This window comes from Pseudomonas sp. TAA207 (genome assembly GCF_001529285.1).
In the GTDB taxonomy this organism is placed as follows: domain Bacteria; phylum Pseudomonadota; class Gammaproteobacteria; order Pseudomonadales; family Pseudomonadaceae; genus Aquipseudomonas; species Aquipseudomonas weihenstephanensis.
Window position 1 is genome coordinate 109,334 of record NZ_LLWJ01000066.1, and the last position, 26,587, is coordinate 135,920.

A 26,587-nucleotide genomic window follows, 5' to 3' on the forward strand; every position below is an offset into this window, starting at 1 on the left:
CTCCAGCATGCGCACCGAACAACCGAAAATGATCTACCTCAAGGACTATCAGGCGCCCGAGTATCTGATCGACGAAACGCACCTGACCTTTGAATTGTTCGAGGACCACACGCTGGTTCATGCGCAGCTGGTGATGCGTCGCAACCCGGAACGGGGTGCAGGCTTGCCGCCATTGGCGCTCGATGGCCAGCAGTTGGAGTTGCTGTCGGTCAAGCTCAATGACCTGGAGCTGACGGCGCAGGACTATCAGCTCACGGACAGCCACTTGACCCTGCACCCGCAAACCGAACAGTTTGTACTGGACACCAGCGTCAAGATCCACCCTGAATCCAACACCGCGCTTGAGGGCCTGTACAAGTCCGGCGGCATGTTTTGCACCCAGTGCGAGGCTGAAGGCTTTCGCAAGATCACCTACTACCTCGACCGCCCTGACGTGATGAGCACGTTCACCACCACGGTGATCGGTGATAAAAACCGCTACCCGATCCTGCTGTCCAACGGCAACCCGGTGGGCAGCGGCCCGCAGGACGACGGTCGGCACTGGGCGACGTGGGAAGATCCGTTCAAAAAACCGGCTTACCTGTTTGCGCTGGTGGCCGGTGATCTGTGGTGCGTCGAAGACACCTTCACCACGATGAGCCAGCGCGAGGTGGCGCTGCGTATTTATGTCGAGCCTGAAAACATCGACAAGTGCCAGCACGCCATGAACAGCCTGAAAAAATCCATGCGCTGGGACGAAGAAACCTACGGCCGTGAATACGATCTGGACATCTTCATGATCGTGGCCGTCAACGACTTCAACATGGGCGCAATGGAGAACAAGGGCCTCAACATCTTCAACTCCAGCGCCGTGCTGGCGCGTGCCGAGACCGCGACCGACGCCGCCCACCAGCGCGTTGAAGCCATCGTTGCGCATGAATACTTCCACAACTGGTCGGGCAACCGCGTGACTTGCCGCGACTGGTTCCAGTTGTCGCTCAAGGAAGGCTTCACCGTGTTTCGCGATGCAGGTTTCTCGGCCGACATGAACTCGGCGACGGTCAAGCGCATCCAGGACGTGGCCTACCTGCGCACACATCAGTTTGCTGAAGACGCAGGCCCGATGGCTCACGCGGTACGCCCGGACAGCTTCATCGAAATATCCAACTTCTACACCCTGACGGTGTACGAGAAAGGCTCGGAAGTGGTGGGCATGCTTCACACCTTGCTCGGTGCCGAAGGTTTTCGCAAAGGCAGCGACTTGTACTTTGATCGCCACGACGGCCAGGCCGTGACCTGCGACGATTTCATCAAAGCCATGGAAGACGCCAACGGCGTGGACTTGACCCAGTTCAAGCGCTGGTACAGCCAGGCCGGGACGCCGCGCCTGAGCGTCAGCGAGCAGTACGATGGCGCGAGCCAGACCTACAGCCTGACGTTCAGCCAAAGCTGCCCGGCCACACCGGGGCAGACTGAAAAACTGCCGTTTGTGATCCCGGTGGCGCTGGGCCTGCTGGACGCCAAGGGCAAAGAACTGCCACTGCAATTGGCGGGTGAATCGTCGCCTGCGGGCACCAGCCGGGTGTTGTCGGTGACTGAAAGCCAGCAGACGTTCACTTTTACCGGTATCGCTGAACAGCCGCTGCCGTCGTTGCTGCGTGGTTTCTCGGCCCCGGTCAAACTGCACTTTGCGTACAGCCGTGACCAATTGATGTTCCTCATGCAACACGACAGCGATGGCTTCAACCGTTGGGAAGCAGGCCAGCAGTTAGCGGTGCAGGTGTTGCAGGACTTGATCGGGCAGCATCAGCGCGGTGAAGCGCTGGTCATGGATCAACGTCTGGTTCAAGCCCTGCGCAGTGTGCTGGGCAATGAGCAACTGGATCAGGCGATGGTGGCAGAAATGTTATCGCTGCCGGGTGAAGCCTACCTGACTGAAATCAGTGACGTTGCGGATGTGGAGGCGATTCATGCCGCCCGCGAATTCGCCCGCAAACAGCTCGCTGACAGCCTTTACGATGCCTTGTGGGCGCGTTATCAGGCCAACCGTGAAGTGTCCAAAACCACGCCGTATGTGCCCCAAGCGTCGCACTTTGCGCGCCGTGCGCTGCAAAACATCGCATTGTCGTACCTGATGCTCACAGGCAAATCCGAAGTGCTGGCCGCCGCCCTGGAGCAATTCGAGCACAGCGACAACATGACTGAGCGCCTGACAGCGCTGGCGGTGTTGGTCAATTCGCCGTTCGAGGCTGAAAAGGCCCAGGCGCTGGCCAGTTTTGCCGAGCACTTCAAGGACAATCCGTTGGTCATGGATCAGTGGTTCAGCGTGCAGGCAGGCAGCACTTTGCCTGGCGGCTTGCAGCGGGTACGCGAGTTGATGGAACACCCGGCCTTCAACATCAAGAACCCGAACAAGGTACGCGCGTTGATTGGTGCGTTCGCCGGCCAAAACCTGATCAACTTCCATGCGGCGGACGGTTCGGGTTACCGCTTCCTGGCGGACAGGGTCATCCAGCTCAACGGCTTTAACCCACAGATCGCTTCGCGCCAGTTGGCACCGTTGACGCGCTGGCGTAAATACGACAGTGCCCGTCAGGCGCTGATGAAAGCTGAGCTGGAGCGCATCCGTAATTCGGGTGAGCTGTCCAGTGATGTGTTTGAGGTGGTGAGTAAAAGCCTGGCGTAAAACCCGGGGGTAAAAAAGGCGCTCTCCGAGGTTTGGACAGCGCCTTTTTTATGGCTTGCAGAACGCCCGATCAACGTCATGCCCCGCGCCATAAAGGTGTACCGCAGGTGCCGGGAGTTTTTGCTTTTAGATGAGCGTCAAGGGTGGCTGAGCCGCCCATTTGATCCCTCTGGAAGCCGATATCCCATGACAAACCTCCCGGATTCGCCGTTGGCGCTGAGCCCCGCCCAGATGCTGCGACAGGCCATCGCCCATCAATTCTCTGCACGGCCGACACTGCGCAGTGCTGTAAATGAGCTGCTTGAAAAAAAACTGACCAGCAAGCTAGGGCCTTGGGAAACCTTGCCGCCGCTCAATCAACTCAACATTGTGTGGACGGTTGATCAGCGAGAACAGGCGCTGAGTGTGCCGCGTCAGCGCGTGTTGCTCGAGGCGGTGCTTGAACATATCGCCTGTGCAACGCCCCTTGACTACACGTTTTATGAACCCCGGCAATGTTTTCTGGCACAGGTGCCGGTTGGCGGTGTTGCGTCAGCGAGTGCTGCCCCTGTGTTGCCGATGACAACGGTAGAGCGCGTGATACGTGACGTGTTGCGCGAGTGGAACAGGGCTTTTCAAACGGCAGTGGTTGATTACTGGAACCAGCCGACGGGGACCTTTCGCAGCCGCCAGCATTGGCTGGCCACGTTGCTGGGTGACACGTTGCTGTCCTCGGCCAATACCCGTGGCGGGCTCAGTGATGAGCAGATTGACGCGGTGCGCCAGATACTCAAGTACCCGGTGATCGAGGACCGATGGCGGGTGTTTGGAGCTGCTGAACGGCCCAGGGCGTATGTCGCCCAGTTGCAAGTGAGCCAAGCACAGGCGACGTATGCGCCGCTCTCTCCCGATCTTCTTATCGCGCACAAGGTCGATGGCCACGAGCAGATGTTGCAATGCAAGCCATCCGGGGCTATCGAAGCCTTTGCAACGTGGAGTGCTTATGGCCGCATCATGGGCAGGATGCTGGGCGCACGTTACCTGATAGATTCGCTGACATGGAAACGCTACGAACCCAGCGGCAACTGCCTGCACACCCAGGCGATGATTTTGCTCAACAATCAGCTTGAGAGGGTGGCAGCCCTTGAACCGGCTTCACGGGTAAAAGACTGCACGGTAGCAATGCTTGAGCGCCAGCTTGGCGACCTAACGGACCTGAGCGCGGGGTTTGCCGATGAGGATGAAGCCGACGCCGTGTATGACGCGACGGTATTGGGGCGGGTGTTTACGGCGTTGCCTCAATGGTTACAACAGGCAAGCGAGGCTGATCGCTTTGTTTACCGCTCGCACGTTATTGACTTGGCCAATGTCCTGCGTAACGCCAAAGGCCAGACGTTTAACGACGGTATTGATGACCTGCACACGTACGCGTCCAAAGTCCTGCGTGAACAAATGTTCAAGGATCAGCCTTTGGCACCCGGGTATTACTCGGACGACATCGAACTCGATTTTCTCGTGGCCAGCGGTCTGCCAGGCACCTCGGGCAGCGTGCACACGGTAACGTTCACGCTGACCGAGCTGGCGTTGCAAAACCTGGCCGCGATCCCCAGCGGGCACATGACGATTCGGCATCGGCATAATCAACTGATTCAAGACTGGTGGATGACGCCAACCTACGTGAAATCACTCATTCAACGGGTGAATGTGGGCGCCAAATACCCGCAATTGATCACGCGTTTGCTGATAGGTGATGCAGATGAGTCTGCGCGACGAGAAACACTTTTCGTTGATCAATTACGCGTCGCGCTGCCGATGCTGGCCCTGGAAAAACTGTTGAAGGGGGAGGGAGGGCTGAGCATGTGGGGTTACCGCTGTATCGCCGCATTGATGCAGGTCGACGTCGCCTCCAGAGTGCTTGACGGTCAGAGCGTCAGCATTAGCCCATTGGCGTTGTTGAGCACACCCAAAGCGGTCCCTGATTATGCGCGCAACATGTTTGTGATCGGCCTGACCCATGACCCCGACGGGCGTTGCGTATTGTATCGGCCATTGTTCAAGGCGGTGTTGCTTGAGTTTGCGAGCGCGCAAGCCATGCTGGCTGCGATACGCGAGAAGGGGGACTTGCGCAGCAGCGTACTTGACTGGATGTCCGAAACGTCGCGCACCACGATGGAGGCCGGTGTTTTGAGCCTGGTCAATGTGCGTCTAAAGGCATCTGAGACATTTTATCTGCGTCCTTTAAGCAGTCCTTTTCTGCATGATTTGTTTATGGAAACCGCCCTGACATTGATTGAGTTGGCTGATCGCCAATCGGTGTCGAATACGGAGAGCCGATGGGCAATCCTCAAGGAAGGGGGCTGGTTACTTTTCAATACGGTGGTGCCGTTATTGCGCGGACCGGTAGCCGTATTCTCTTGGGTATTACTCACTGTCTCCGCGCTTAAGCACGATATCGAAGCGCTTGGCAGTGACAGTGAAGACACCAGGGCACCGGCAATTATTGACCTGCTTTTTAATATCGGGATGGTGTTGCTGCATGTGACTCAATCCGTACCGTCCAGCGATGAGCCATTGCATGAGGTAGCGAATGTCGCACCGCGGTTGATCGGCCCGGCGGTGCGCCCGCCCGAAGTGGCCTTCGAACCTGACTCAGTCAAGGTTGAACAGGGGGTCACTTATTTTTCCAGCGTCGCGGTGGGCAATCAGCACAGTGCGCTGGATTTCTCCTGGTTCAATAATCCGCGTATCTATTTGAACGAAACGCATCTCACGTGGCTGGACCGTAACCAGGGAGTCGACCCGGGTGAGCGCGACCCGGTCGCGCAGGGTCAGTACAAGGGTTTGTATATCATTGACAACACATGGCACGCCATGATCAGAGGCCACAGTTATCAGGTATCCCTTGAGGATGAGGGCGTAGTGCTGGTCAGCCCTAAAGACCCGACTCAAACAGGGCCATGGATCCGCCCAGACTCAGCCGGAAACTGGGACTTTGACACGGGTATGCGCTTGCGTGGAGGGGGACCCAAGACCCGCCGCGAACTGGCAGCGCAAATGGCGCTGCGCAACAGGCGTATCAATGAGTTGAATAACAAATACTTTGCGTTCCATGACAGGGAACAGGAGATCCATACCCAGCTCAGTGATGCGCGGACAAAGGCAATTGAAACGCAAGAAGGCGATTTAAGTAAGCAACTGACCTATCTCGAAAAAACATTGCGGGTCAAAAGCCTGAGATCGCTTGCCGAGAAAAGCCGTGCGGAGTTTGCAGTGGAGCACGCGAACTTCAAGGAGCGACACGCGCTAATGAGCGAGGTTAAGGACCATATCCGCGAAGGCAACTTCAACGAGGCTTTTTTCGATTTTGCGACGGATATCGTCTACGCCCAGCACCTGTATATCGTCCATCTCGTTGCCTTGTACCCCGAATTCAGTGGGCCGCCAGAAGAGATTCTGGCCAGAAATGAGAGGGATCGTTATGCCAGCTTCAGGCGTGAACTCTTCAAGGCGCACCAGCAACACTTGAACGATTTTCGCGAACAGGTTCGGCTTCTGGAGGTGCTGCGCGAGTCCCCGCGTGTGGGTTATGCAATGGCCGAAAAACGGGTCAGCGCGATGGCGCTCATAGAGCGCCCTGATGGCACTCGACAGCAGGCTACGGAACTGGATTTTATGTCGATGCATCTGGGAATCCTGACCGATGTTGTTCCCGTGATTGCCTTTGGCGAAGATTGGCAAGCGCTGAGAGAAATTGTCTGGCCGTTGACGTTCTCCCTGCAAACGCATGCGCAATTGGCCGATACCAGCCTGTTCACGCACAGCGAACGTGTGGAAATCATGACCGATTTACAGGAGCGCTATGCCAGGGCGCAGGACGCGCTGGCCATTTTGCACCTTGAGGTGGGATACCGCTTCAATCGGGTCGAATACAACCGGTTAACAGAAATGATTGAAGGGTTCAGCCTCAAAATTGAACAGCAACTGGCTGAAGAGGCCCGGCGACAAACGGAGTGGCTTCCATCGCAACCCAATCCCTCGCGACGGGTGCATCCGGCCTCCAGAATCATCAAAACCCGCAAGCATGGTGTTTTGATTGGTGTGGCGCGCCCCCGCGCGTCCGATCAAGAGCCTTTGGAAGTGGAAGTGGGTGATTCTCTTCTGCGCGAACCGATAGATCGACCGATGAGCCCGGGTGCGAGCCTGCCCAGGATGACCTTTCGCGAGTCATCGCCCAACCGCTGGGAGGCCATAGAACCAATAATGGCCCCTGTGCCAGCCCGTGCGCTGGGTGTCATTCGCGCCCAATGCAATGAGTTGTTGAGCAAGGTTGACCCCAAGATCAACCGCGTGAAGGTGTACGCCAATAACTCAAAATATCCTCTGGAACTTGAAGAAATTCTGGAGCGAGACGCGCAAAAGCTTGATGCACTGATCAGCGAGATAGAGCGTGGCTTCGCGCACGAACCGGTTCAGCAAAAACCCAAGCCAGGCACCCCCCAGTCATTGCTCAAACGTTTGCGTGAGGGCGCGCACAAGCTACGCGAACAGGCGTTGTGGATCCTGAAGTCGTTGCCGCCGACCGAGGCAACTGTTGAGTTTTTACTGGACAAGGGCGATGTGCACCTGCTCAAAGATGGCGGTCGGGTCAAGATGTTTGGGCCTCGTAACGATTTCGTGCAGGAGTACCAGGTACTCAACAAAAAAAATCAGGTGGTGTGGTATGCCCATCTTCACTATGAAACCCTGAATGCGCCTGATAACCCGCCAACGGCGGCGCATTTCAAACTCAAGGATCAACGTAAAGTCAGCAAACAAAGCCTTGAAGCCAAAGCCAGGCCGGGTGAAAAAGTACCTGAGGTGTATTACGGCAAAATCAGCCAACGCATGATTGTTGAGCGCTTTTTGCTTTGAATTCGGTGAGTGATCACTGTTTTGCGTGGGTAACTGCGACGGATTGACCTATCATTGCGCCTTTCTTACAGGTGATTGATGAATGAGCGATTCAAACCAGACCTTGCGCGCAGCCCTTGAAACCAGCGATATGTTGGTCATCGACGGGCTGCATGCCTGGGATTTCTCTCTGGACGATGTGCAATTGCTCATCACGTGCATGGACGGTCGCGCCCAAAAGCGCTGGCGCTTCAACCCGGCGCAGCTCGACGCGGCCGTATTCGACGACACGTTGCAAAGCTGGACCCTGACCGGTGACTGCGCAGAACACCGTCTGGTTTGCTTAAAAGCGCTGAAAGCCACGAACGATGACGATGATTACGAGGTCGCTGATGAAGCTTAAATGGTTGCCCTTGTTGATGGCCTCAAGTGTCGGCGCGATGTCGGCGCAGGCTGCATCTGAAAGCGAAGTCGAGCTGCTGGTCGGTTCCTATACCCAGGGCAAAAGCCAAGGCATTTACCGCCTGCAATTTGATAGCGATAAAGGGCGTATCACGCCCCAACCGCTGCAAGTGTTCAAGACGGATAACCCGTCCTGGCTGACCCTGTCCAAAGACCAGCAACGGCTGTTCGTGGTCAATGAGAACGGGCAAGGGCAGGCAGACATCGCGGGGCGCGTGAGCAGCCTGGCGATTGACCCAAAAACCAACCGTTTAAGCGCGATCAACCAGGTTAAAACCCTGGGCGAAGAACCCACCCACTCCAGCTTGAGCAGCGATGAGCGTTACCTGTTTGTAGCCAACTACGGCGTGCATGCTGACCCCGGCGGCAGCCTGGCGGTGTTACCGATCAGCGCGCAAGGTGAGTTGCAACCCGTGACGCAGATGAGCAGCCATCCGGCCAGCCGGGTAAACCCTGAACGCCAGATGTCAGCCCATGTGCACTCGGTGGTGTCGTCCCCAGATGGCCAGTTTGTCTATGCCAGTGATTTGGGCGCGGACAAGGTGTTTGTCTACCGTTACGATCCGGCTGCCAACCCCGAGCACCCGTTGGTCGCCGCAGAGCCGGCCGCCATCGAGTTGCCAGCGGGTAGCGGTCCGCGTCACCTGTTGTTCTCCAAAGATGGCAAGCACGCGTACCTGACCACTGAGATGAGTGCGCAGGTGTTTGTGTTTGATTACGACAAGGGTCAACTCAAGCAGCGCCAGGCCATTGAGCTGGCCCAGGGTAAACCTGCGCAAAACCGTGCGGCTGGCGGCTTGCATGCGTCACCCGATGGCAAGTTCCTGTATGTGAGTAACCGGGGCAAGGCCAACGAAATGCTGGTGTTCAGCATTGACCCGGCCACTGGCGAGTTGACCGAAATTCAGCGGCGTTCGGTTGAAGGTGATCACCCGCGTGAGTTCGCCTTGAGCCCGAACGGCAAATTTTTGTTGATTGCCAATCAGATGAGCAACGCCATTGTGGTGCTTGAGCGTGACCCGAAAACCGGCCTGCTGGGCAAGACTGTGCAGACCCTTGAAATGGATGCTCCCTCTGACTTGAAGTTCATCAATCGCCCGTAAAGCGCGGGGTGCAGCGCTGTATCAATCACGCTGATACCCGCTAGTGCTGCAATGAATTTTTGCCGGATGACCCCCGGCGTTAAGTTGGCTCCACGGCCTGAAAAGGCAGCAAGCCAACTGAATCGTCGAGGGTTAACCATGAACTTCAATCTTTTCTCTGTGATTGCCGCGTCCGCCATCTCTGCCACCGTGGCTCTACCCGCCAGCGCCACACCGCTAGCCAGTGATAAAAAATCGATGGCCTACACGCAAAAATACCTTCAACAAAGTGCGAACTTCTATGCCGCGCTGGATCACAAAACCCAACCCTGAAAGCACTTCAGGCTGACCGTTCGACAGGGGATGTGTTCGCACAATGACCGATCAAATAATGGCACGAAGCCTGCAGGGTGTTGGTCGGTTAATCGGGGCGTTGCCATGAAGACGTCTAGGATTAATAGTGATTCCCGGGGGCGTCAAAATAATGTGTAGAAAATAATCGCCCTGCCACGGGAATAAGCCTGCGTGGCCTGTGTCTCATAGGCCATCCCAACTGTCGGCCCCGTGGCCGTGGAGTGCATTATGGTCGATCAGTTGCCGCCCCGGCGGCCTGCAAAATCCCCCTTGAGTTCGAGTGCTGCAGTGGTGCGTTTGGCCGGTATTGGTGCGGTCGTGGCCGTTATAGGTGCCGCGTTTTATTACGTAAATGGAACGTTCGACCCGCAACGGCTGCAACCCAAGAGTTTCGTCAACGCCCTGGAGCACAACAACGGCCTGCACCCTGGTTTCAGGCGCAACCACGCCAAAGGCATCTGCGTGGTGGGCTATTTCGAGAGCAACGGCGATGCGCAGGGCGTGTCCAGTGCGCAGGTCTTCCACCCGGGGCGTACGCCCGTGGTCGGGCGCTTTGCACTGCCCAGCGGTAACCCGTATGCGCCTGACAGCAGCGTGCCGATGCGCAGCCTGGCGCTGCGTTTTACACAAGCCAATGGTCAACAATGGCGCACCGGGATGAACAGCATGCCGGTATTTCCGGTAGGTACACCCCAAGCCTTCTACCAAATGCTTCAAGCGGGCAGCCCTGAACCTTCAACCGGTAAGCCCAAACCCACCGCCATGCCCGCCTTTTTTGCCTCGCACCCCGAAACCGCCGCGTTTTTGCAATGGGTGAAAACAGCCAAACCTTCTGCCAGTTATGCCACTGAGCGCTACAACGCGATTAATGCCTTTTACCTGGTGAATTCGGCGGGCGAGCGCCAGGCGGTGCGTTGGGGTGTAGTGCCGCTGGATCAGGATGCACCCGGCGCCACTGCCCCGAACGAAGCCGATTATCTGCAGCAGGACTTGGTACAGCGCATAGCCAACGGGCCTTTGAAGTGGCAGTTCAACCTGACCCTGGCCGAGGCGGGCGACCCGATTGAGGACGCCAGCAAAGCTTGGCCCGCTGCACGCAAAGTGATCACGGCGGGCACGTTGGTGCTCACCAGCACACAGGCGCAGAACAGCGGCGAATGCCGCGACATCAACTACGACCCCTTGATCCTGCCTGCGGGCATCCAGGCTTCCGCAGACCCGTTGCTGGCCGCGCGGTCTGCCGCCTACGCCAGTTCGTATCACCGGCGCACCGGTGAAGTTGATCAACTCCCTCAGGAGCCACGCCCATGAGCGCGCCTGCCTCTCACTTCGCGCCGTTGGCGCGCCTGCTGCACTGGCTGATGGCCTTGATGATCGTGAGCATGCTGTTTATTGGCGCGGGTATGGCCGCGTCGGTTTCAGCGCGGCACGTATGGCTGCTCAATCTGCATAAACCGTTGGGCATTGCGATTTTGTTGTTGGTGGTGGTCCGTCTGTTTGTGCGGTTTTCGACCCGGCAACCGCCACTGCCGGCCGATTTGCCTGCGGTGCAAGTGCTCGCGGCCAAAATGTCCCATGTGTTGTTGTATGCGCTGATGTTCACCTTGCCGCTTGTGGGCTGGGCGATGATCTCGGCGGCGGGTGATCCGGTGATGCTAAGCCAATCGCTGCAACTGCCCGCCTTATTGCCCGCGAACGCCAAGACCTTCGCCTTCTTGCGCACCGCGCATACGTACTTGGCGTATTTACTGTTCTTCACCGTCTTGCTGCATGTGGCGGCAGCCCTGTTTCACGCGTGGGTACGACGCGACGGGGTGCTCAACAGCATGCTGCGTGGTAAAGACTGAGTTGTATGCCAGCAGCACTGCGCGCAGGCGTTGGCGCAGGCTGCGATCTTTCGATTCTGAAAAGCTCGCAGCCTGCGGCGGCTCCTGGAGCTGGACGGGACGTGTTTCAGGTTTTAGCCATCACCCCGGTAAACAGCGCTGACGCCATGAAACGTTCCAGCCAGTGCTTAAGTTTTGGGTACGGTGCATGCGCAAACCACTCGCGGTCGACATGGGCGAACTGGCGTATGAACGGCGCCAGTGCCACATCGGCCAACGACAGGGTGGAACCTGCCAGGTAGTCGTCGTGCTCAAGCAGTGCCTCCAGGTGCTGCAAAAATGCAGCGCCTTGCGCCCGGTAATGTTCCATCGGGTGCTCGGGATAGCGGATGGCGTATTTGTAACGGTCGAGCCACACCTTGAACCGTGTGTCGTTGGCTTCGATCAGTTGGCTGACCAAGGGCTGCGCGGGTTGCAACCACTGGTCCGGGTCATGCTGGGCCAGTGCCCAATGCATGATGTCCAGGCTTTGCTCAATCACGCGCCCGTCGGCGCACACCAATACCGGCACGGTGCCTTTGGGCGAGAGGGCGAGCATCTGCGCAGGCTTGGCTTTTAAGCTCACTTCAACGATCGTCAGCGGCACACCGCTGTAGCGCAAGGCCATGCGTGCGCGCATGGCGTAGGGGCAGCGCCGGAAGGAATACAGCAGGTTTTCGCTCATTTGACCTGCACCGTGCTTAACCCATTGCCTTGGCGCAGCACTTGGATCTGCACCGGAATACGTTCGTGCATTTCCTGAACGTGGGAAATAACCCCCACTTTGCGGCCTTGGGCCTGCAAGCCATCCAGCGCGTCCATCGCCAATTGCAGTGATTCGGGGTCAAGACTGCCAAACCCTTCGTCGATAAACAGCGATTCAATCTTCAGTGTGCTCGATGCCATCGAGGCTAACCCTAATGCCAGCGCCAAAGACACGAGGAAGGTCTCGCCCCCGGATAACGAATGCACGGAACGCAGTTCGTCGCCCATCTCTGTGTCCATGACCAGCAGGCCGAGCATGCTGCCCCCGCGTTTAAGGCGATAGCGGCGCACCAGTTGGCGCAGTTGTGCGTTGGCGTGATGCACCAACAGGTCGAGGTTGTAGGCTTGGGCAATTTTGCGGAACTTGTCGCCGGTGCTTGAACCAATCAGGTCGTTGAGGCGTGCCCAGCGCTGCCATTGCGCGTAGGCCTGTGCGGTACGTTGCGTGAGCGCCTGATTGGCGAGTTGACGACGTTCATCCTCTGCCTGTTGCGCGCGTAACTGCGCGCTCAGTTGTTCGCTGGCAGCCAGTTGCGTATTCAATTCGTTCAATGCGCCGTTCAGGGCGTCAGCGTCCAGGTTGCCATTGGCCTGGGCTTGATGCTGATTGAGACGCTGCTCGCGTTCTTGTATCAGTACGCGGGCTTGTTCCAGTGCTTTTTCGCTGTGTTGTATGGCTTGACGCAGCTCGCGAACCTGAGGGTCGTCATACGCCAGTAACTGCTCCAGGCGTGCGTCATCGACGTCGCTGTGTGCCGCGCGCCATTGGGTGACGTGCGCGCTCAACGTGGCGTGCTCGTGTTGCAGCGCGTGCAAGCGCTCGTGTTGCGCCTTGATTTGCGCCGCCAACTGGATGAGTTGGCGGTTTGTGTCATGCAGCGCCTCACTGGCGTGCGTGTGACTGGCGCGAGCCTGCTCGATGGCCTGATCGAGCTGCTCTTGCCAGAGGTGGGCACTGGGGTGATCACCCAGCAGGTTTTGCAGGGTATGTGCGCTGGCGTGTTGCTGCGCCGTGACTTCAGCCACGTTGTGTTGCACAGCGTCCCGTTGTTTGAGGCGATTGGCCTGCTGGTCGGTTTCGCGTTCGATCTTCTGGCTGCGGTCCGTGTTTTCTGCCTGTTCTTCGCGCAGTTGCTCGCATTGGGCAAGGCGTTCGGCAATGTGTTGATCGAGGCGCATAAAGCAGGCGGCGCTGTCGTCGCGCAGAGCAGCAAACACCTGAGCAGGCAGCAGGCTGCTAAACGCTGTCAGTTCCTCGTCAAGGCGCTGGGCGTCCGCCTTGAGGTGTAATTGTTGTTCGGCCAATTGTTGCGCCGCCTGTTGGCTGGCTTCGCTATGGCGCTGGATCTCGTGTTGCAGTTGAGCGGCGTCTTTTTGCACGGTGAGCAGGGCGTTTTGGCGCTGCTCGTCTTGCGTGATGCGGTACTGCAACTGTTCAAGACGCTGGGTCAGCCAAGGTTCGCGCCTGGCTGGCAGTTGCGCCTGCCATTGCGGGTAGTGCGGGTGCTGTTCAAGGCTGGGCGCGAGGGCTTGCTGGTCGTCTACCAGTTGTTGATGTTGCAGGCGCAATTCGCGCAATTGGGCATTCAAACCGCTGACGTTGTCGCGCAATTGATCAAGGGTTTTTTTGAGTGCCTCCACAGCCTCACGGGCTTTGGCTTCTTCCTCTTCATCGTGACGTGTCAGGCTCTGCAACAGCGCTTGGGGCTGGTGATAGGGGTGTTCGTGGCTGCCACACACTGGGCACGGCTGATCATCTTGCAACTGTTCGCGCAGTTCTTCGACGCTGGCAGTGCGGGCCAGGCGCTGGCGCTCAAGCAGTTGGCGGGTGATGTGCAGCGCCTGCTCGGCGCTCTCGTAGTGTTTTTTGGTCTCCGTGCCTTGTTCGATCCGTTGCTCGCGCTCGGTTTGCAAGGCTTGCAACTTGCTCTGAAGTGCCTGCAAACGGGTATCCAGCGCCTGCTGGCTGTGGCACAAGCGCTGTAAGTCTTCGACGTCGCGCTGTTGCTGGCGATTGTCTTTGAGCAGGCTGCCCAATGTGTGGATTTGTTCGTTGAGCGCCTGCGGCTCGGCCACGGCTTCCTGGAACAGAATCTCCAGGCTGTCACGCAGTTGCGTGATCTGTTGCGCGGCCTGCAAGGCGCGTTGCTCAAGGGCGGGCAGTTCCTGGCGCCCGGTGCTCAGGGTATTGCTTAAACGCACTAACTGTTGCAAACGGGGGCGATACGCATCCCACGCATTGGCCAGAGGCGCCAGTTCAGCGCTGTGCTCAAGCTGTTGCGCAATCAGGGCCAGCTGTTCGGCGCTGTGCTGATGGCGCTCGAGCAGCGTATTCAAGGCCTGTTGGCCGGTTTCACAGGCTTGTTCGGCTTGTTGCGCAAGGGTGCGTTGTTTGTCCAGTTCCGCGTTGAGTCGCTGAAGGTTGGCCTGTTCCACATGCGCCTGTTTGAGTCGCGGCGCGCTGTCCTGTTGCTGGGTTTGCGCCTGGTTGGCCGCCAGGCGTGCGCTGTCTAGCGTCTGTTCAAGCTGCAACTGCTGTGCGTGAAGCGTCGCGTGCTGGTGTTCCTGCGCGGCCATCTGCTCAGCCATTGGGCTGAGTTGTGTGTCCAGCGCTGCCAACTGTGCGAACTGATGGCGTTGCGGCGCCAATTGCTCCAGCAGGTCAAGGGTCTGGCGCGGCTCGTCTTGGGCCGCCCATTGGGTTTGTGCCTGTTGCAGTTGCTCGGCTGCGCTCTGTTGCTGATCGCGCAGCTCGCGCAAGGTGGCAAGCCACGCGTGCTGCTGCTCCAGTTGCTTGAGCTGTTGTTGCCGGGCCTTGAGCTGTTGTTGCGAGTGATTGAACTGTTGATCCAGTTCGGCGCGCGCTTGCGGCGCCAGCGGGGTGATCCCGACCGCCTGATCCTCAAGCTGCTTGTGCACCTCTTTGGCCTCTTTGGCCTTGTCGAAAGCACGTTTGCCCAGGCGGGTGTAGAGCGCGGTATCAGTGAGTTTTTCCAGCAGTTCACTGCGTTCGTTGTCGTCCGCTTTAAGGAAGGCGCTGAACTCGCTCTGCGCCAGCATCACGGCGCGTGTGAACTGCTCGAAGTTCAAGCCCAGTCGTGCTTCGAGCTGAACTTTGTAATCACCCTTTTGGCTGGCCAGCAACTGGTCGCTGTCCAGGTCACGCAAGCTTTGACGACTGGCTTGCAGTTTGCCCGTGGCCTTTTCGCGGGCGCGGTTGGCCTCCCAGCGGGCGCGATAGCGACGCCCGTCGATGCCGATAAAATCGACTTCGGCATACCCTTCGCCCGTGCCCCGGCGCAGTAAGGTACGCGGGTCGCCGGTGGCGATCTCGCCATCGAGGTCGGGCACTTTGGCATCGCGGCCGGTGTTGTTCAGGCGCGGGACGGCACCAAACAAGGCCAGGCACAACGCGTCGAGCAAGGTGCTTTTACCGGCGCCCGTGGGGCCGGTGATGGCGAACAGACCTGCACTGGCCAAAGGTTCGGCGGTGAAGTCCAGCTCAAAGGGACCGGCCAGCGAGGCCAGGTTTTTCAGGCGGATGGCGAGGATTTTCATGGTTGTTCGCCCTCCAGCTGGACTTCTTGCAAGAGCACGGCAAAGTCCTTGAGCGTTTGTTCGCAGGCCTGGCTGGCGTAATGGTCTTGCCAGGCGCGGCTGAACAGCTCTTGTGGGGTCAATTGGTCAAGCTCGATCAGACGCGTACTGTCGTCATCGTTGGCGCGGCTGCCGCTGCCTGCGTATTCGGCGCTGATGCGAACCAGACGCACGGCTTTGCCTTGCAGCGCGGTTTCGATTTGCTGGCGCAGGTCGGGCTGCGGTTCATCAAGCACCACGCGCACTTCAAGCCACGGTTGACGCTGTGTGTCGGCCAGCAGGTCAACTTCGGGCAATTGGCTTACATGGGTAAGAATCTCGGCCAGCGCTGCCGGACCGATGCGTTGCAGGTTAACGGCGCGCGGGATCAGCCGTGGTTCGACGCTGACCAGTGTTTCGCCGTCCAGTGTCACGTCAAGAATTTGATGCGCGTAGCTGATTTCCGAAAAGGACAGGGGGATGGGTGAGCCGCAGTAGCGAATGCGTTCTTCAGCGTTGACCCGTTGCGGCTTGTGCAAATGGCCAAGCGCCACGTAACTGATGCTCGGGCCGAACAGGCTGGCGGGCAAGGCTTCGGCATTGCCAATAATCAGGCTGCGCTCTGAATCTTCAGACACCGAACCCCCGGCCATGTGAGCGTGGCTAATGGCGATCAGCGCTTGACCAGGGACGCGTTTGGCGTTGGCCGCCTCGATCAGCCATTCATGGACTTGGCCAATGCCCCGCAGATAATCGTCGCCCAAGTGTGCGCCCGTGACTTCGGCGGGCCTCAAAAAGGGCAATGCCAGGCACCACGCGGCGATTTTGCCGCTCGCATCGGGCAAAGGAATCAGCAGGCGCTCAGCGTCGAGTTGACCCTCATCGAGCCAGAGCACCCGGCCAAGCGCGTGAGTGCGCAGGCGCCGCATCAAGGGCGCGGGCAACTCGATGCGCGAGCCGGAGTCGTGATTGCCGGCGATCATCACGATGGTCAGCTTGGGTTGTTGTTCGTGGGCGCTGACAATGAAGTCGTAGAGGCGCTCTTGCGCTTTGACCGGCGGGTTGACGGTGTCGAAGATGTCGCCGGCAATCAGCAGCACATCGGGCTGCTCGCTGGCCAGTTGGGCCAATAGCCAATTGAGAAAGCAGGCGTGTTCGAAGTCGCGTTCCTGGCCGTGGAGGTTTTGCCCCAAGTGCCAGTCAGAAGTGTGAAACAGGCGCATAACAGAATCCGGTTAGAAAAGGGGGTCAGCGGTATTGACCACACCTTGAAATTATTTGGGGTAAAGCGGCGGCAGGCTGCTCGGCTCGCTGGCCAGGTCCTGTTCGCGTTCGGTCGCAGGAATGCTGCGAATCGCTTTCCACAGTTCTTCGCCTTGCCAGTGCTGGCCGGTTTCGCTGTAGAGCGCGCCATTGAGGCCGTCCAGCGCATCACTCAACAGCACAAAACGCGCGGCCATGTCGGCCAGTGTCTCGGGTTGTTGGCGTGCCCAGGCATCCAATGCCTGACGGGTTGCCTGCGGGTCATTGGCCAGGCACGCGCGTTTGAGGTCATCCAGTAACGTGCGCGGGCTTGGCCCGGTTTGCGCCGCGCGCAAAATGGCCGGTTGCCGGCGGGCACGCCACCAAAGCCCAAAGCCGATCAACGTGGTGCTGGCCAACACCAGGGTGCTGAGCTGCCATAGCCACAACGGTGAGTCATCGCTCAAGGTCTGCGGGGTGTTATGGCTGGGGGTATCGACGGCAAGCTCCGGGTTTGCCGCGACTTGCAAGGTGCGCGCCGGTAGATAACTGCGCTCTAGCCGGTCTTCGTGGGTGTTCCACCACACCACTTCGACGGCGGGCAACTCAACCTGGCCCACGCGGGTGGGCACCAGTGCTTCGCGCTCTTCGCGGCTGCCGATCAGGCCGTTTTCAGTGACTTGATTGCTCAGTTGTGGCAGGGCGGGGTAGCGCCGCAAGCCGTTGACGTCGGTGGTGGTCAGCGCAGGCAATTGTGCACTGGACAGACCTTCGGCTTTTAGCGTCAAAGTGCGCGTCAGCGAGTCACCGACCCTGCAATGGTCTGGCTCGGGGTTCCAGGTTTCGCTGACGCTGAGGCTGCGCGCCGGCAACCAGGCCGCATTGGTCGGGTAATCCTCTGGCTTGGGCTTGACGTTCAGCGGAATGTCGGAAGAGGTGACGTGCACCAGTTTTCCGGGCTTTGGCCCAAGCGGGGCGGGAGCGGTCGATTGCTGGCTGTCGACTTGCGTGGCGCTGAAGGTTTGGGCCGGGATGTTTAGCTCACCGCTGTGCTGCGGGTAGATACCGTATCGGGTTTCGATCACGCCATGGCGCACGCCATTGATGAGTTTTTCGTAGGTACGCGACTCGCCCAGTTGCTCAACAAGGGCATCGCTCAGGTGCAGGGGCGTGAGGCTGCTGTCGTCGTACAGCGCCACCGAGTGATAAATGCGCAAGGTCAAAATGGCTTGCGCCTGGACGTACACGCTCGGCTGGTCGAGGCTGGACTCGATAAAAACCGGGGCCAGTTGCGCTTCACTGGTCTCACTTTGCGTGACATTCAGGCTGATGGGCTGGCTGCGGTAATCGCCCACTTGCAGCGGAGGAATGATCACCGTGCCGGTTTGCTTGGGCTGCAGGGTGATGATCCAGCGGGTATTGGCTTTGTTGGTGTCACTGAGGTTGGTCAGTTGATTGACTTGCCGCGTACCACGCACCTCAAACAGCGCGTTGAGGGGGGAGAGGTCGGGTTTGCCAAACAGCGTGGCGTCGGTGGACTCCAGTGTCAGCTCGACGGTTTCACCCGAATTGAGTTGGTCGCGATCAACACGGGCGACCAGCCCCGCGGCGTAGGCAGGCAGGGCCGAACAACACAGCAAAAGTAAAAAGGCGCAAAGGCGGTTCATTGGGGCGTGTCCTGATGTTGCTGCTGTTCGTACCAAAATTTGCGTCGCAACAGTTCACTGGGGTTGTCGGGGATCTGTTTAAGCCATTGCTCAAGCGCCTGACGGTGTTCTTCGTCGATTGACGGCGTCACAGGCGCGGCTGGCCCGGTGTCGGGTTCGGTGCCGGGCGGGCCAGACGTGGCCGGTGTGCCCTCAGGGGGGGTGGCTTCGTGCAGGTTGGCCTCACCGGCAGGCACGTCCTCTTGCTGGTTTTTCACCGCCGCCCCGGCGTTGGTCGCGGTGTTGCTGCTGACCGCGGTGTCGGATGCGGGTGGTTCGGCGCCGGGTTCGGGTTCTTTTTCGGGCGTGACGGGAGGCACGTCGTGTTTTTGTGCCAGCAACGACTCGATCAACGCCTTGTTTTGTGCGGCGGCTGACAAATCGGGTTGTAACTCCAGCGCTTGTTCGTAGGCATCGATGGCGGCTTCCAGCTCGCCACTCATGGCCAGTGCATTGCCACGATTGTAGTGGGCGCTGGCACTGTTGACTTCAGCAAAGCGCAAGGCAGCCGCAGCGTAGTCACCCGCCTGATACAACGCTAAACCTTGCCACATAGGGTCTTTGAAGTGTTCGACGGCTTGCAGGGGTTTTTTCTGCTCCAGCAGGCGCTGGCCCTGTTGGTCTGCGCGCAACCACAGGTCGGTGAAACTGAAGGCATAGCCGGGCTGCGGCAGCATAAACAACAACGGCAGACAGAACAGCCAGCCGCGGCGACCGGCACAGGCAGCCAGCAGCAACAGGGGCAGGAGTAGCCAGTAACCTTGGTCGGCCCACGTATCCAGACGTTGGGTCTGGCCGTTGTCGCGCAGGTGCTGCGGGCCGTCCAGCAGGCCAAGCCCGCGCAGGTCGTTGTCATCCAGCCGGGCCTGGCGGTAGCGCCCGCCGACATCCATCGCAAACGCGCGCAGGCCGGGACTGTCGAGGCGCGGCAGGAGGATCGCGCCCTGATTGTCCTTGAGCAACTGCCCGTTTTCGTCGACCACTGGCGCGCCTTCGCGGCTGCCGACGCCGAGCATCAGTAGTTGCGCGGTGTGGCTGCCCAATGCCTGGCGGATGCCTTCACGTTCCTGCTCGCTGAGGGATGAGCCAATCAGCAATAAGCGGCCCTGACCCAGCGCACCCTGATTGAGTAATTCAAGGGCTTTGACCACCGCGAGATCGGCGCGATGACCCGGTTGCGGCATGATCGAGGGTTTCAGGGCTTCGAGCAGATTGCGGCTGGTGGCCAGGTCGTCCGACAAGGGCACCAGCGTGTGGGCGCTACCGGCGTAGACAATGACCGCGGTTTGCGCGTCGTTACGGCTTTGCAGCAGGTCGTAGAGCTTGCGCCGCGCTTGCTCCAGACGATTGGGCGAGCTGTCGGTCGCCAGCATGTCGGGGGTCAGTTCGAGCATCACCACCAGCGGATCGGCGGGCTTTTGCGTGGATTGTTCCACCCGCTGCCAACTGGGCCCGAGCAAGGCCAGCAGGGCCAGCAGCCAGGCCAGCCCGAGGGCGATCCAGGGCAATTTGCTGTCGCGGCCATTGCCGCCACTCAGCAGCACGGGTTGGAACGCTGCGGGCAGAATCATCTGCCAGCGGCCTGCGCGTTTTTGACGGTGCCACAGCTTCCACAGCAGCCAGCAGAGCAGCGGCAGGGCCAGTAGCCATTCGGGGCGAAACCAGTGCGGCCAGAGCGCGCTCATCGACGCCTCCGCAAGCGCAGTCGCTTGAGACGTTCACGCCAGTCAGGAGGGGGTTGCAGAAAGTGCTCCTTGCTCAGCCAGCGTTGCATCAAGGTATTGGGCCACAGCTCGCGGATGACCAGCAGCGCGCTGAGCAGCAGGGCGCAAGCCAGTGGCCAGCTGTAGAGCGCCTGCGCCGGGCGCGCTTGTGTGGGTTGTTGGGCGACGGGTTCAAGTTGGTCGAGGGTGTCTTTGATCGCCGCCAGTTCTTTGCCATCGCGGGCGCGAAAGTATTGGCCACCGGTCAAGGTGGCGATTTCTTGCAGTGCAGGCTCATCCAGGTCGACCCCCGGATTGATCCCGAACAGGCCCTGGGCGCTGTTTTCTTCAGGGTCGGCGCCGATGCCGATCGGGTAGATTTTGACCCCTTCTTCGGCTGCCAGTCGCGCGGCGGTGAGCGGGTCGATTTGCCCGCCATTGTTGGCGCCATCGGTCACCAGAATCAGCACGCGGCTTTGCGCCGGGCGCTGACGCAGGCGTTTTAAGGCCAAGCCAATCGCGTCGCCGATCGCCGTGTTTTTACCGGCAATGCCGATTCGCGCCTCGTCGAGCCATGTACGCACGGTGTGTCGATCGAACGTCAGAGGCGCTTGCAGATACGCCTGACTGCCAAACAGGATCAGACCTACGCGATCACCTTCACGGTTTTCCAGAAAGTCTCCGAGCAGGCTTTTCACCAGGTCAAGGCGTGTCACGTCTTCGTCGTTCCACTGCATGTCCGGGAAATCCATTGAGCCGGACACATCCACGGCGACCAATAAATCACGACCGCTGGCCGCAATGGGTAAGGGCTCGCCCAACCATTGCGGGCGCGCAGCTGCGCTCAGCAGGAGTAACCACAACACGATAAACGGGGTTTGTTGACGCCAGGAAGGCAAGTTGGGGCGAGCTTTGCGTCGTGCCAGTTCTTCAAGATCACTGAGGAAGCTGACCTTGAGTGCAGCCTCGCCACTGTCGGCAGCCGGCAGCAAGACCCGCATCAGCCAAGGTAACGGGAGCAAGGCGAACAGCCACGGCCAGGCGAACTCAAACATGTTTGCGAATCCAGGTTTCAACGGCTTGATTGAGCCCGGCGATGGCTTTGTCGTCGAGTTTGCATTCGGGTTTGTAAGCGCCTTCTACCAGCACCATCCAGCGTGTCAGCCCGGCAGCGGGGCAGCGGTTGTCTAAAAACGCCAGCCATTTACGGCCGTTGAGCGTATGGCTTTGGCTGTAAGGGTAGTGATTGCGGCACAGACGTTTGAGCAGGCCGTTGAGCTGTTGCAGCCAGGCACCTGCGGGTGCGCCATCGTATGGCTTGGGCAAGCGTGCCAGTTCCTCGAGGGCTGCCAGGCGCACCGGGTCCAGAGGCTGCTCGGCGCGGCTTGACTGGCGTTTGGCAGGCAAGTAGCGACGCAACCACCACAAGGCCCAGCCCAGCGCGGGCGCCACAATGAGCAGCAGCCACCAGCCGGGGGCGGGAGGCCAAAAGCCAATCGCAGGAGGCAGGATCAGAGGCTGTAGCTGTTCGAGTTCTTTCATAGGGATTTGCCGGGGCGCTTGGCATTCAGGTATTCGCGCAGTTGCTCGATCATTTCGTTTTGCGTGCTCAGGGGCATGAGCATGACCCTAAGCTTTTGCGCGAGCAGTTCCCAGCGCGCAATTCGGGCTTCGGCCTGAGCACGGTACGCTTGACGTAAATCGTAGTTGAGGGTGTCCAGTTCAAGTTGTGCACCGCGCTCGGCAAAGCGCAGCAGTCCGGCGGCGGGCAGGGCATGGTCCAGCGGGTCGGACAAGGGCAACAGCATCAGGTCGCAATGGCGAGCCAACAGGCTCAGTTGTTGTTCGGCTGCATCGGTGAGTGCCCGCTCGTCACAGATCACAATCACCAGACTGCCGGGGCGCAGCACTTCGCGGGCGCGGATCAACGCCATGCCCAGTGCATCGCGGTCTGATTGAACTTCGGTGTGCAATGACTGGTTGACCCGTACCAGGCGGTTCAGCAGTTGCAGCAAACTCTGCTTGTTGCGCCGGGGTTTGATTTCATAGTGCTCGTGGTCGCCAAATACCAGCCCGCCCACACGGTCGTTATGGCCCAATGCAGCCCAGCCGATCAGGCTGGCGGCTTGTGCGGCCAGCACTGATTTGAACATCAGGCCGGAGCCAAAAAATAATCGCCGGCTTTGTTCGGCCAGGATGAAGATCGGGCGTTCTCGCTCTTCATGGAACATTTTGGTGTGGGGTTCTTGGGTGCGGGCCGTCACGCGCCAGTCGATGGTGCGCACATCGTCCCCGGCCTGATACACCCGCACTTGATCGAAGTCGACGCCGCGACCGCGCAGTTTTGAGTGGTGCAACCCCACCAGCGGGCTGCGCTGGCTGGGGGAGGCAAACAGTTGCACTTCGCGCACCCGGTGGCGCATCTCGATCAATTCGGCGAGGGTGACGCGAATGCCGGGTTCGGCGGGCAGGGGGTTGTTCATCGGTCAGGCAACGGCAACGACGTCGAGGATGCGCTGTACCACGCGGTCTTGGTCAATACCGGCCGCCTCGGCTTCAAACGACAGGATGATGCGGTGGCGCAGTACGTCGAACAGTACGGCCTGGATGTCTTCGGGGCTGACGAAGTCACGCCCGGCCAGCCAGGCGTGGGCCCGCGCGCAGCGATCCAGCGCAATGGAACCGCGCGGGCTGGCGCCGTAAGCGATCCAGTCGGCCATTTCAGGGTCAAATTTACCGGGGGTGCGAGTGGCCATGATCAACTGCACCAGGTATTCCTCCACCGCATCCGCCATGTACAGGCCGAGGATTTCCTTGCGTGCAGCAAAAATGGCTTGCTGACTGACCCGGCGCTCGGGTTTGGTTTCGCCGTTCAGGGCTTCGCCCCGCGCCTGCTGCAAGATGCGCCGCTCGACAGCGGCGTCCGGGAAGCCGATTTTGACGTGCATCAGGAACCGGTCGAGCTGCGCTTCTGGCAGGGGGTAGGTGCCTTCCTGCTCAATCGGGTTTTGCGTGGCCATCACCAAGAACAACGGTGACAGCTCGTAGGTGCTGCGCCCGACGCTGACCTGACGTTCAGCCATGGCCTCCAGCAGGGCCGACTGCACCTTGGCCGGGGCACGGTTGATTTCGTCCGCCAGCACCAGGTTGTGGAAGATGGGGCCTTGCTGAAATACGAAGCTGCCGGTTTCGGGACGATAGATCTCGGTGCCGGTGATGTCGGCAGGCAACAGGTCAGGGGTGAACTGGATGCGATGGAACTGTGCTTCGATGCCTTCTGCCAGCTCTTTGATGGCCTTGGTTTTGGCCAGGCCGGGCGCGCCTTCGACCAGCATGTGGCCGTCAGCCAGCAAGGCGATCAGCAGCCGGTCGATCAGTTTTTCCTGACCGAGAATCTGCGTGGAAAGAAAGGTTCGCAGCGCAAGCAGCGCTTCACGATGTTCCATCGATGACTGTTCCTGAAAAGGACACCGACGGCGTAAACGTTACGCCGGGGCTGGGGGCGTTACTTTAATCCATTGCAGGGCTTTGGGACTAATGGGAGTGGGGCTTTTTATGGAAAAAGCCCAAAACAAGCGGGTTGTTGAGAATGCTGCTTATTTGGAACGGTCCGCTGGTCGTTATTGGTTCTGCGCGAAGTGCTCGGCCAGCAGTGCGGCGAAAGCGTCTCGTGCCGTGTGGCAGCCGGTTTCGTTATGCCAGACCAATACGTTTTGCACCGCGGGCAGCTCAGTGAAGCGGTAGGTACTGAGCGCAGCCCCTGCGCCAAATCGCTCAAGGATGCCCTCGGGGACGATTGCCAGCCCGGCGCCTGCGCCCACACACCCGATAATGCTGCCCCAGTTGGCGTAGTCAACGCGGTTGATGTGCAAGCCGTTATCGTTGAGCCAGTGCTCCAGCGTTGCGCGATATGGGCAGCCTGGCGGCCACATGAACACCGTTTGCTGGCTGATAGCCTGCAAGTCAGGCAAAGGGGGGTGGTTGGGGCCGGTTATCAGTACCAGCGGTTCGTGGTACAGCGCACAGGTGTGGAGTTTTGGATGTTGAACGTCGATGGCCACAATCGCGGCATCAAGGCGGTGATGCTGAATGTCATCGAGCAGTTGCGGCCATTGCCCGGTGATCAGTTCCAGCGTGACGTCGGCGTATCGTTGATGGTATTGAGCCAGTAACGGGGGCAGGCGGCCTGTCGCGCAAGATTCAATGGCGCCAATGCGTAGCTTGCCATTGGGAATGGCATCGGGCTTGACCGCACGTTTGGCTTGATCAACCAGCGACAAAATACGTTCGCAATAGCCAAGGAACAATTCGCCGGCGGGGCTGATGCGTAAACCGCGTCCGGCACGGGTAAACAGCGCCGTGCCCAGTTCACTTTCCAACTGTTTGATGCGCGTGGTGATGTTGGACGGAACGCAGTGTAGTTGCTGGGCGGCCAGCGCAATACTGCCGCACTCTGCCACGGCCTTGATCATCCTGAGTTGGTTTAATTCCAAGGTTCACTCCTAAAGAATTCAGAACTCGCTATCTATCACTTGTGGGTTAACGCATGCCTGACAGAATTTGAGTTCTGCACACACTGGCGCTGACGACACTGTGCGTTGGCGCGTTAAAAGTTAACGGCTGTGTAAGCGAGGTCAATATGAACATCACAACAACAAAAGTCGAGGCGTTGGCGCACACCGTGTTTACCCATGGCGCACTGAATAATGCGTTTTATCAACGCTGGCTCAATGAACGCATGGGCTTTGATGAGGTTGAAATATTTGCCCGTAACTACTGGGCCAGAACTCGGCGCACCGCCACGATGGTGGCGCTGTCACTGTTGCGCGCCAACACCTTGCCCGCGCGGGTCGAGATTGTTAAAAACCTCTACTCGGAACTGGGTGGGGGTGACGTGCACAAGGTGCACAGCGTGCTGTTACGCAGTTACTTGCTGGACGTGTTGAGCCGTTTGGCCGGGCGCCCTTATTCATTGGCCGAACTTGAAGCCGTGCCGGTATTGCCCTCCACACAGTTATTTATTGAAGAGCAGGAGGCGTTATATGCGCCGCACGGGTTGGGGCGTCCCGACAGTTATGTATTGGGTGCCTTGTTGGCGCAAGAATGGCTGGCGTATTCCATGTTGACGCGCTTGTACGAGGGCGCACGTAATTATCAGCACTTGTATACACACAATGATGAGTTTCATGAACAGTGCGAATACTTTCATGTTCATATTGGCGAGGCTGAAAAAGAGCACAAAGTTCAAGCCGTTAAAGCCGCCGCCCTTGAGTGTTGTACTGAGCAAGACCTGGAAGGTCTGAAGGTGGGTTTTAATCGTTTTCTGTCGATCACCGAAAATTATTGGAATGGCATGGCACTTGCCATGTCGGCCTCATCAATGACGGCGGCCCGCGCTTGAAGTGTTCGCCGTCGATCAGGCTTGCCGCCGCCGCAGGGGCAGTGGTGCTGTGCTGGGCCTATTCACCGATAGGCATCCATATCGGTTTGCAAAGTTACAGCCCCGGGCATCTGGCTTTGCTGAGGTTTCTGGTCGCTTCGTTGTTCATGGGCGTTGTAGCGTTGTTTATAGGCATCGGGCTGCCTCGGCGGGTGGACATTCCCTGGCTATTGCTGCTGGGGTTGTTCGCTATTGTTTTTCATCATGTGGCGTTAAACATGGGGCAGCGCTGGGTCAGCCCCGGAGCCTCCAGTGTGCTGGCGCAGTCAACGCCCATTTTCAGCACCCTGATTGCCGCACTCTGGCTCAAAGAGTCTGTCAGCGTGTGGCGTTGGTGTTGGGTGGGCGTGGGGCTTGCGGGCGCTCTGGTGGTCATTTGGGGGGACAAGGGGCTGGGTAGCTTTAAGCCTCAAGGGTTGCTGATCTTGCTTGCGGCGCTGTCGTGGAGTGTGTATTTCACCCTGCAAAAACACTACTCCAGCCGCTACAGTCCCTTGACTATCGTGTGCTACACCATTTGGGCCGGGACCTTGCTGCTGGGTGTGTATGGGCCGGGGCTTGGCCAGGCAGTGATTAATGCACCGTTACGCGTCAATGCAGCCGTGCTGGTGCTGGGGGTATTTCCCAGTGCGCTGGCTTATCTGTTTTGGGCCTATGTGCTGGCGCATACCGACGTCAGCCGCGCGGTGGGCGTGATGTACCTCGTACCGCCGGTCGCCATGCTGATGGCGGCCTTGATGCTGGGCAGCACAGTCACGGCCGGGGTTCTGCTGGGCGCCGCGATTGTATTGACCAGCGTGTTTGCAATGCGCAAAGAGCGCTGACGGCGCCTGTTCATCACGCTGAACGATAGAAGCC

Annotated in this window: 19 protein-coding genes; 9 read left to right on the forward strand and 10 right to left on the reverse strand. The window is 59.0% G+C overall.

Annotation, left to right across the window (positions count from 1 at the left end):
* Nucleotides 1-7: 7 nt before the first annotated feature.
* The 7 genes from pepN to AP059_RS12735 all read left to right on the forward strand — a co-directional run bounded on the left by pepN (nucleotide 8) and on the right by AP059_RS12735 (nucleotide 11,279).
* Nucleotides 8-2,665, forward strand: coding sequence for an aminopeptidase N (gene pepN, locus AP059_RS12710; RefSeq protein ID WP_059763308.1), 2,658 nt, complete (start codon nucleotides 8-10; stop codon nucleotides 2,663-2,665).
* Between the two features lie 186 nt (nucleotides 2,666-2,851).
* Complete coding sequence (locus tag AP059_RS12715) at nucleotides 2,852-7,555, forward strand: dermonecrotic toxin domain-containing protein (RefSeq protein ID WP_059763307.1); 4,704 nt, start codon at nucleotides 2,852-2,854, stop codon at nucleotides 7,553-7,555.
* Nucleotides 7,556-7,637: 82 nt separating this feature from the next.
* The gene (locus AP059_RS12720) at nucleotides 7,638-7,937 is read left to right on the forward strand and encodes a DUF5629 family protein (protein WP_059763306.1); all 300 of its coding nucleotides are present in this window, start codon (nucleotides 7,638-7,640) and stop codon (nucleotides 7,935-7,937) included.
* The gene (locus tag AP059_RS12725; RefSeq protein ID WP_059763305.1) at nucleotides 7,927-9,099 is read left to right on the forward strand and encodes a lactonase family protein; all 1,173 of its coding nucleotides are present in this window, start codon (nucleotides 7,927-7,929) and stop codon (nucleotides 9,097-9,099) included. Before AP059_RS12720 ends, AP059_RS12725 begins: the two co-directional genes overlap by 11 nt.
* A gap of 138 nt (nucleotides 9,100-9,237) precedes the next feature.
* Nucleotides 9,238-9,411 carry a hypothetical protein gene (locus AP059_RS22485; RefSeq protein ID WP_165599935.1) on the forward strand — a complete coding sequence of 58 codons (174 nt, stop codon included), beginning with the start codon at nucleotides 9,238-9,240 and terminating at the stop codon, nucleotides 9,409-9,411.
* A gap of 249 nt (nucleotides 9,412-9,660) precedes the next feature.
* The gene (locus tag AP059_RS12730) at nucleotides 9,661-10,743 is read left to right on the forward strand and encodes a catalase family peroxidase (protein WP_059763304.1); all 1,083 of its coding nucleotides are present in this window, start codon (nucleotides 9,661-9,663) and stop codon (nucleotides 10,741-10,743) included.
* Nucleotides 10,740-11,279 carry a cytochrome b gene (locus tag AP059_RS12735; protein WP_059763303.1) on the forward strand — a complete coding sequence of 180 codons (540 nt, stop codon included), beginning with the start codon at nucleotides 10,740-10,742 and terminating at the stop codon, nucleotides 11,277-11,279. Before AP059_RS12730 ends, AP059_RS12735 begins: the two co-directional genes overlap by 4 nt.
* Nucleotides 11,280-11,385: 106 nt before the next feature.
* Here the strand turns inward: AP059_RS12735 and AP059_RS12740 are convergent, their stop codons facing one another.
* From AP059_RS12740 to AP059_RS12785, 10 genes are all read right to left on the reverse strand, one after another.
* Entirely contained in the window at nucleotides 11,386-11,982 is a 597-nt protein-coding gene (locus AP059_RS12740; protein ID WP_059763302.1) for a glutathione S-transferase, read from the reverse strand.
* A complete protein-coding gene (locus AP059_RS12745; protein ID WP_059763301.1) occupies nucleotides 11,979-15,620 on the reverse strand; it encodes an AAA family ATPase in 3,642 nt (1,213 codons plus the stop codon). Before AP059_RS12745 ends, AP059_RS12740 begins: the two co-directional genes overlap by 4 nt.
* Nucleotides 15,617-16,861, reverse strand: coding sequence for an exonuclease SbcCD subunit D C-terminal domain-containing protein (locus tag AP059_RS12750; protein ID WP_059763300.1), 1,245 nt, complete (start codon nucleotides 16,859-16,861; stop codon nucleotides 15,617-15,619). The genes AP059_RS12745 and AP059_RS12750 overlap by 4 nt, the downstream gene beginning before the upstream one ends.
* 51 nt (nucleotides 16,862-16,912) lie before the next feature.
* Entirely contained in the window at nucleotides 16,913-18,547 is a 1,635-nt protein-coding gene (locus AP059_RS12755) for a BatD family protein (RefSeq protein WP_059874963.1), read from the reverse strand.
* Nucleotides 18,544-20,271, reverse strand: coding sequence for a tetratricopeptide repeat protein (locus tag AP059_RS12760; RefSeq protein ID WP_059763298.1), 1,728 nt, complete (start codon nucleotides 20,269-20,271; stop codon nucleotides 18,544-18,546). The genes AP059_RS12755 and AP059_RS12760 overlap by 4 nt, the downstream gene beginning before the upstream one ends.
* A complete protein-coding gene (locus AP059_RS12765) occupies nucleotides 20,268-21,344 on the reverse strand; it encodes a vWA domain-containing protein (protein WP_059763297.1) in 1,077 nt (358 codons plus the stop codon). Before AP059_RS12765 ends, AP059_RS12760 begins: the two co-directional genes overlap by 4 nt.
* Nucleotides 21,337-21,831: a DUF4381 domain-containing protein gene (locus AP059_RS12770; RefSeq protein ID WP_059763296.1), complete on the reverse strand. Its 495-nt coding sequence runs from the start codon at nucleotides 21,829-21,831 to the stop codon at nucleotides 21,337-21,339. Before AP059_RS12770 ends, AP059_RS12765 begins: the two co-directional genes overlap by 8 nt.
* Nucleotides 21,828-22,772, reverse strand: coding sequence for a DUF58 domain-containing protein (locus AP059_RS12775; protein WP_059763295.1), 945 nt, complete (start codon nucleotides 22,770-22,772; stop codon nucleotides 21,828-21,830). Before AP059_RS12775 ends, AP059_RS12770 begins: the two co-directional genes overlap by 4 nt.
* 3 nt (nucleotides 22,773-22,775) lie before the next feature.
* The gene (locus AP059_RS12780; protein WP_048364979.1) at nucleotides 22,776-23,735 is read right to left on the reverse strand and encodes an AAA family ATPase; all 960 of its coding nucleotides are present in this window, start codon (nucleotides 23,733-23,735) and stop codon (nucleotides 22,776-22,778) included.
* Nucleotides 23,736-23,909: 174 nt separating this feature from the next.
* A complete protein-coding gene (locus tag AP059_RS12785) occupies nucleotides 23,910-24,782 on the reverse strand; it encodes a LysR family transcriptional regulator (protein ID WP_059763294.1) in 873 nt (290 codons plus the stop codon).
* Between the two features lie 146 nt (nucleotides 24,783-24,928).
* Here AP059_RS12785 and AP059_RS12790 point away from each other — a divergent pair, with 146 nt between their 5' ends.
* Together AP059_RS12790 and AP059_RS12795 are read left to right on the forward strand one after the other, a co-directional pair.
* Nucleotides 24,929-25,690 (forward strand): iron-containing redox enzyme family protein, encoded by a 762-nt coding sequence (locus AP059_RS12790; RefSeq protein ID WP_059763293.1) that lies wholly within the window; start codon nucleotides 24,929-24,931, stop codon nucleotides 25,688-25,690.
* Nucleotides 25,687-26,553 carry a DMT family transporter gene (locus AP059_RS12795; protein WP_059763292.1) on the forward strand — a complete coding sequence of 289 codons (867 nt, stop codon included), beginning with the start codon at nucleotides 25,687-25,689 and terminating at the stop codon, nucleotides 26,551-26,553. Before AP059_RS12790 ends, AP059_RS12795 begins: the two co-directional genes overlap by 4 nt.
* Nucleotides 26,554-26,587 lie beyond the last annotated feature (34 nt).

Excerpts from the sequence above, each read along its gene's own strand:
- pepN (WP_059763308.1), top strand. The coding sequence starts at position 8 with ATGCGCACCGAACAACCGAAAATGATCTACCTCAAGGACTATCAGGCG.
- AP059_RS12715 (WP_059763307.1), top strand. The coding sequence starts at position 2,852 with ATGACAAACCTCCCGGATTCGCCGTTGGCGCTGAGCCCCGCCCAGATG.
- AP059_RS12720 (WP_059763306.1), top strand. The coding sequence starts at position 7,638 with ATGAGCGATTCAAACCAGACCTTGCGCGCAGCCCTTGAAACCAGCGAT.
- AP059_RS12725 (WP_059763305.1), top strand. The coding sequence starts at position 7,927 with ATGAAGCTTAAATGGTTGCCCTTGTTGATGGCCTCAAGTGTCGGCGCG.
- AP059_RS22485 (WP_165599935.1), top strand. The coding sequence starts at position 9,238 with ATGAACTTCAATCTTTTCTCTGTGATTGCCGCGTCCGCCATCTCTGCC.
- AP059_RS12730 (WP_059763304.1), top strand. The coding sequence starts at position 9,661 with ATGGTCGATCAGTTGCCGCCCCGGCGGCCTGCAAAATCCCCCTTGAGT.
- AP059_RS12735 (WP_059763303.1), top strand. The coding sequence starts at position 10,740 with ATGAGCGCGCCTGCCTCTCACTTCGCGCCGTTGGCGCGCCTGCTGCAC.
- AP059_RS12740 (WP_059763302.1), bottom strand. The coding sequence starts at position 11,982 with ATGAGCGAAAACCTGCTGTATTCCTTCCGGCGCTGCCCCTACGCCATG.
- AP059_RS12745 (WP_059763301.1), bottom strand. The coding sequence starts at position 15,620 with ATGAAAATCCTCGCCATCCGCCTGAAAAACCTGGCCTCGCTGGCCGGT.
- AP059_RS12750 (WP_059763300.1), bottom strand. The coding sequence starts at position 16,861 with ATGCGCCTGTTTCACACTTCTGACTGGCACTTGGGGCAAAACCTCCAC.
- AP059_RS12755 (WP_059874963.1), bottom strand. The coding sequence starts at position 18,547 with ATGAACCGCCTTTGCGCCTTTTTACTTTTGCTGTGTTGTTCGGCCCTG.
- AP059_RS12760 (WP_059763298.1), bottom strand. The coding sequence starts at position 20,271 with ATGAGCGCGCTCTGGCCGCACTGGTTTCGCCCCGAATGGCTACTGGCC.
- AP059_RS12765 (WP_059763297.1), bottom strand. The coding sequence starts at position 21,344 with ATGTTTGAGTTCGCCTGGCCGTGGCTGTTCGCCTTGCTCCCGTTACCT.
- AP059_RS12770 (WP_059763296.1), bottom strand. The coding sequence starts at position 21,831 with ATGAAAGAACTCGAACAGCTACAGCCTCTGATCCTGCCTCCTGCGATT.
- AP059_RS12775 (WP_059763295.1), bottom strand. The coding sequence starts at position 22,772 with ATGAACAACCCCCTGCCCGCCGAACCCGGCATTCGCGTCACCCTCGCC.
- AP059_RS12780 (WP_048364979.1), bottom strand. The coding sequence starts at position 23,735 with ATGGAACATCGTGAAGCGCTGCTTGCGCTGCGAACCTTTCTTTCCACG.
- AP059_RS12790 (WP_059763293.1), top strand. The coding sequence starts at position 24,929 with ATGAACATCACAACAACAAAAGTCGAGGCGTTGGCGCACACCGTGTTT.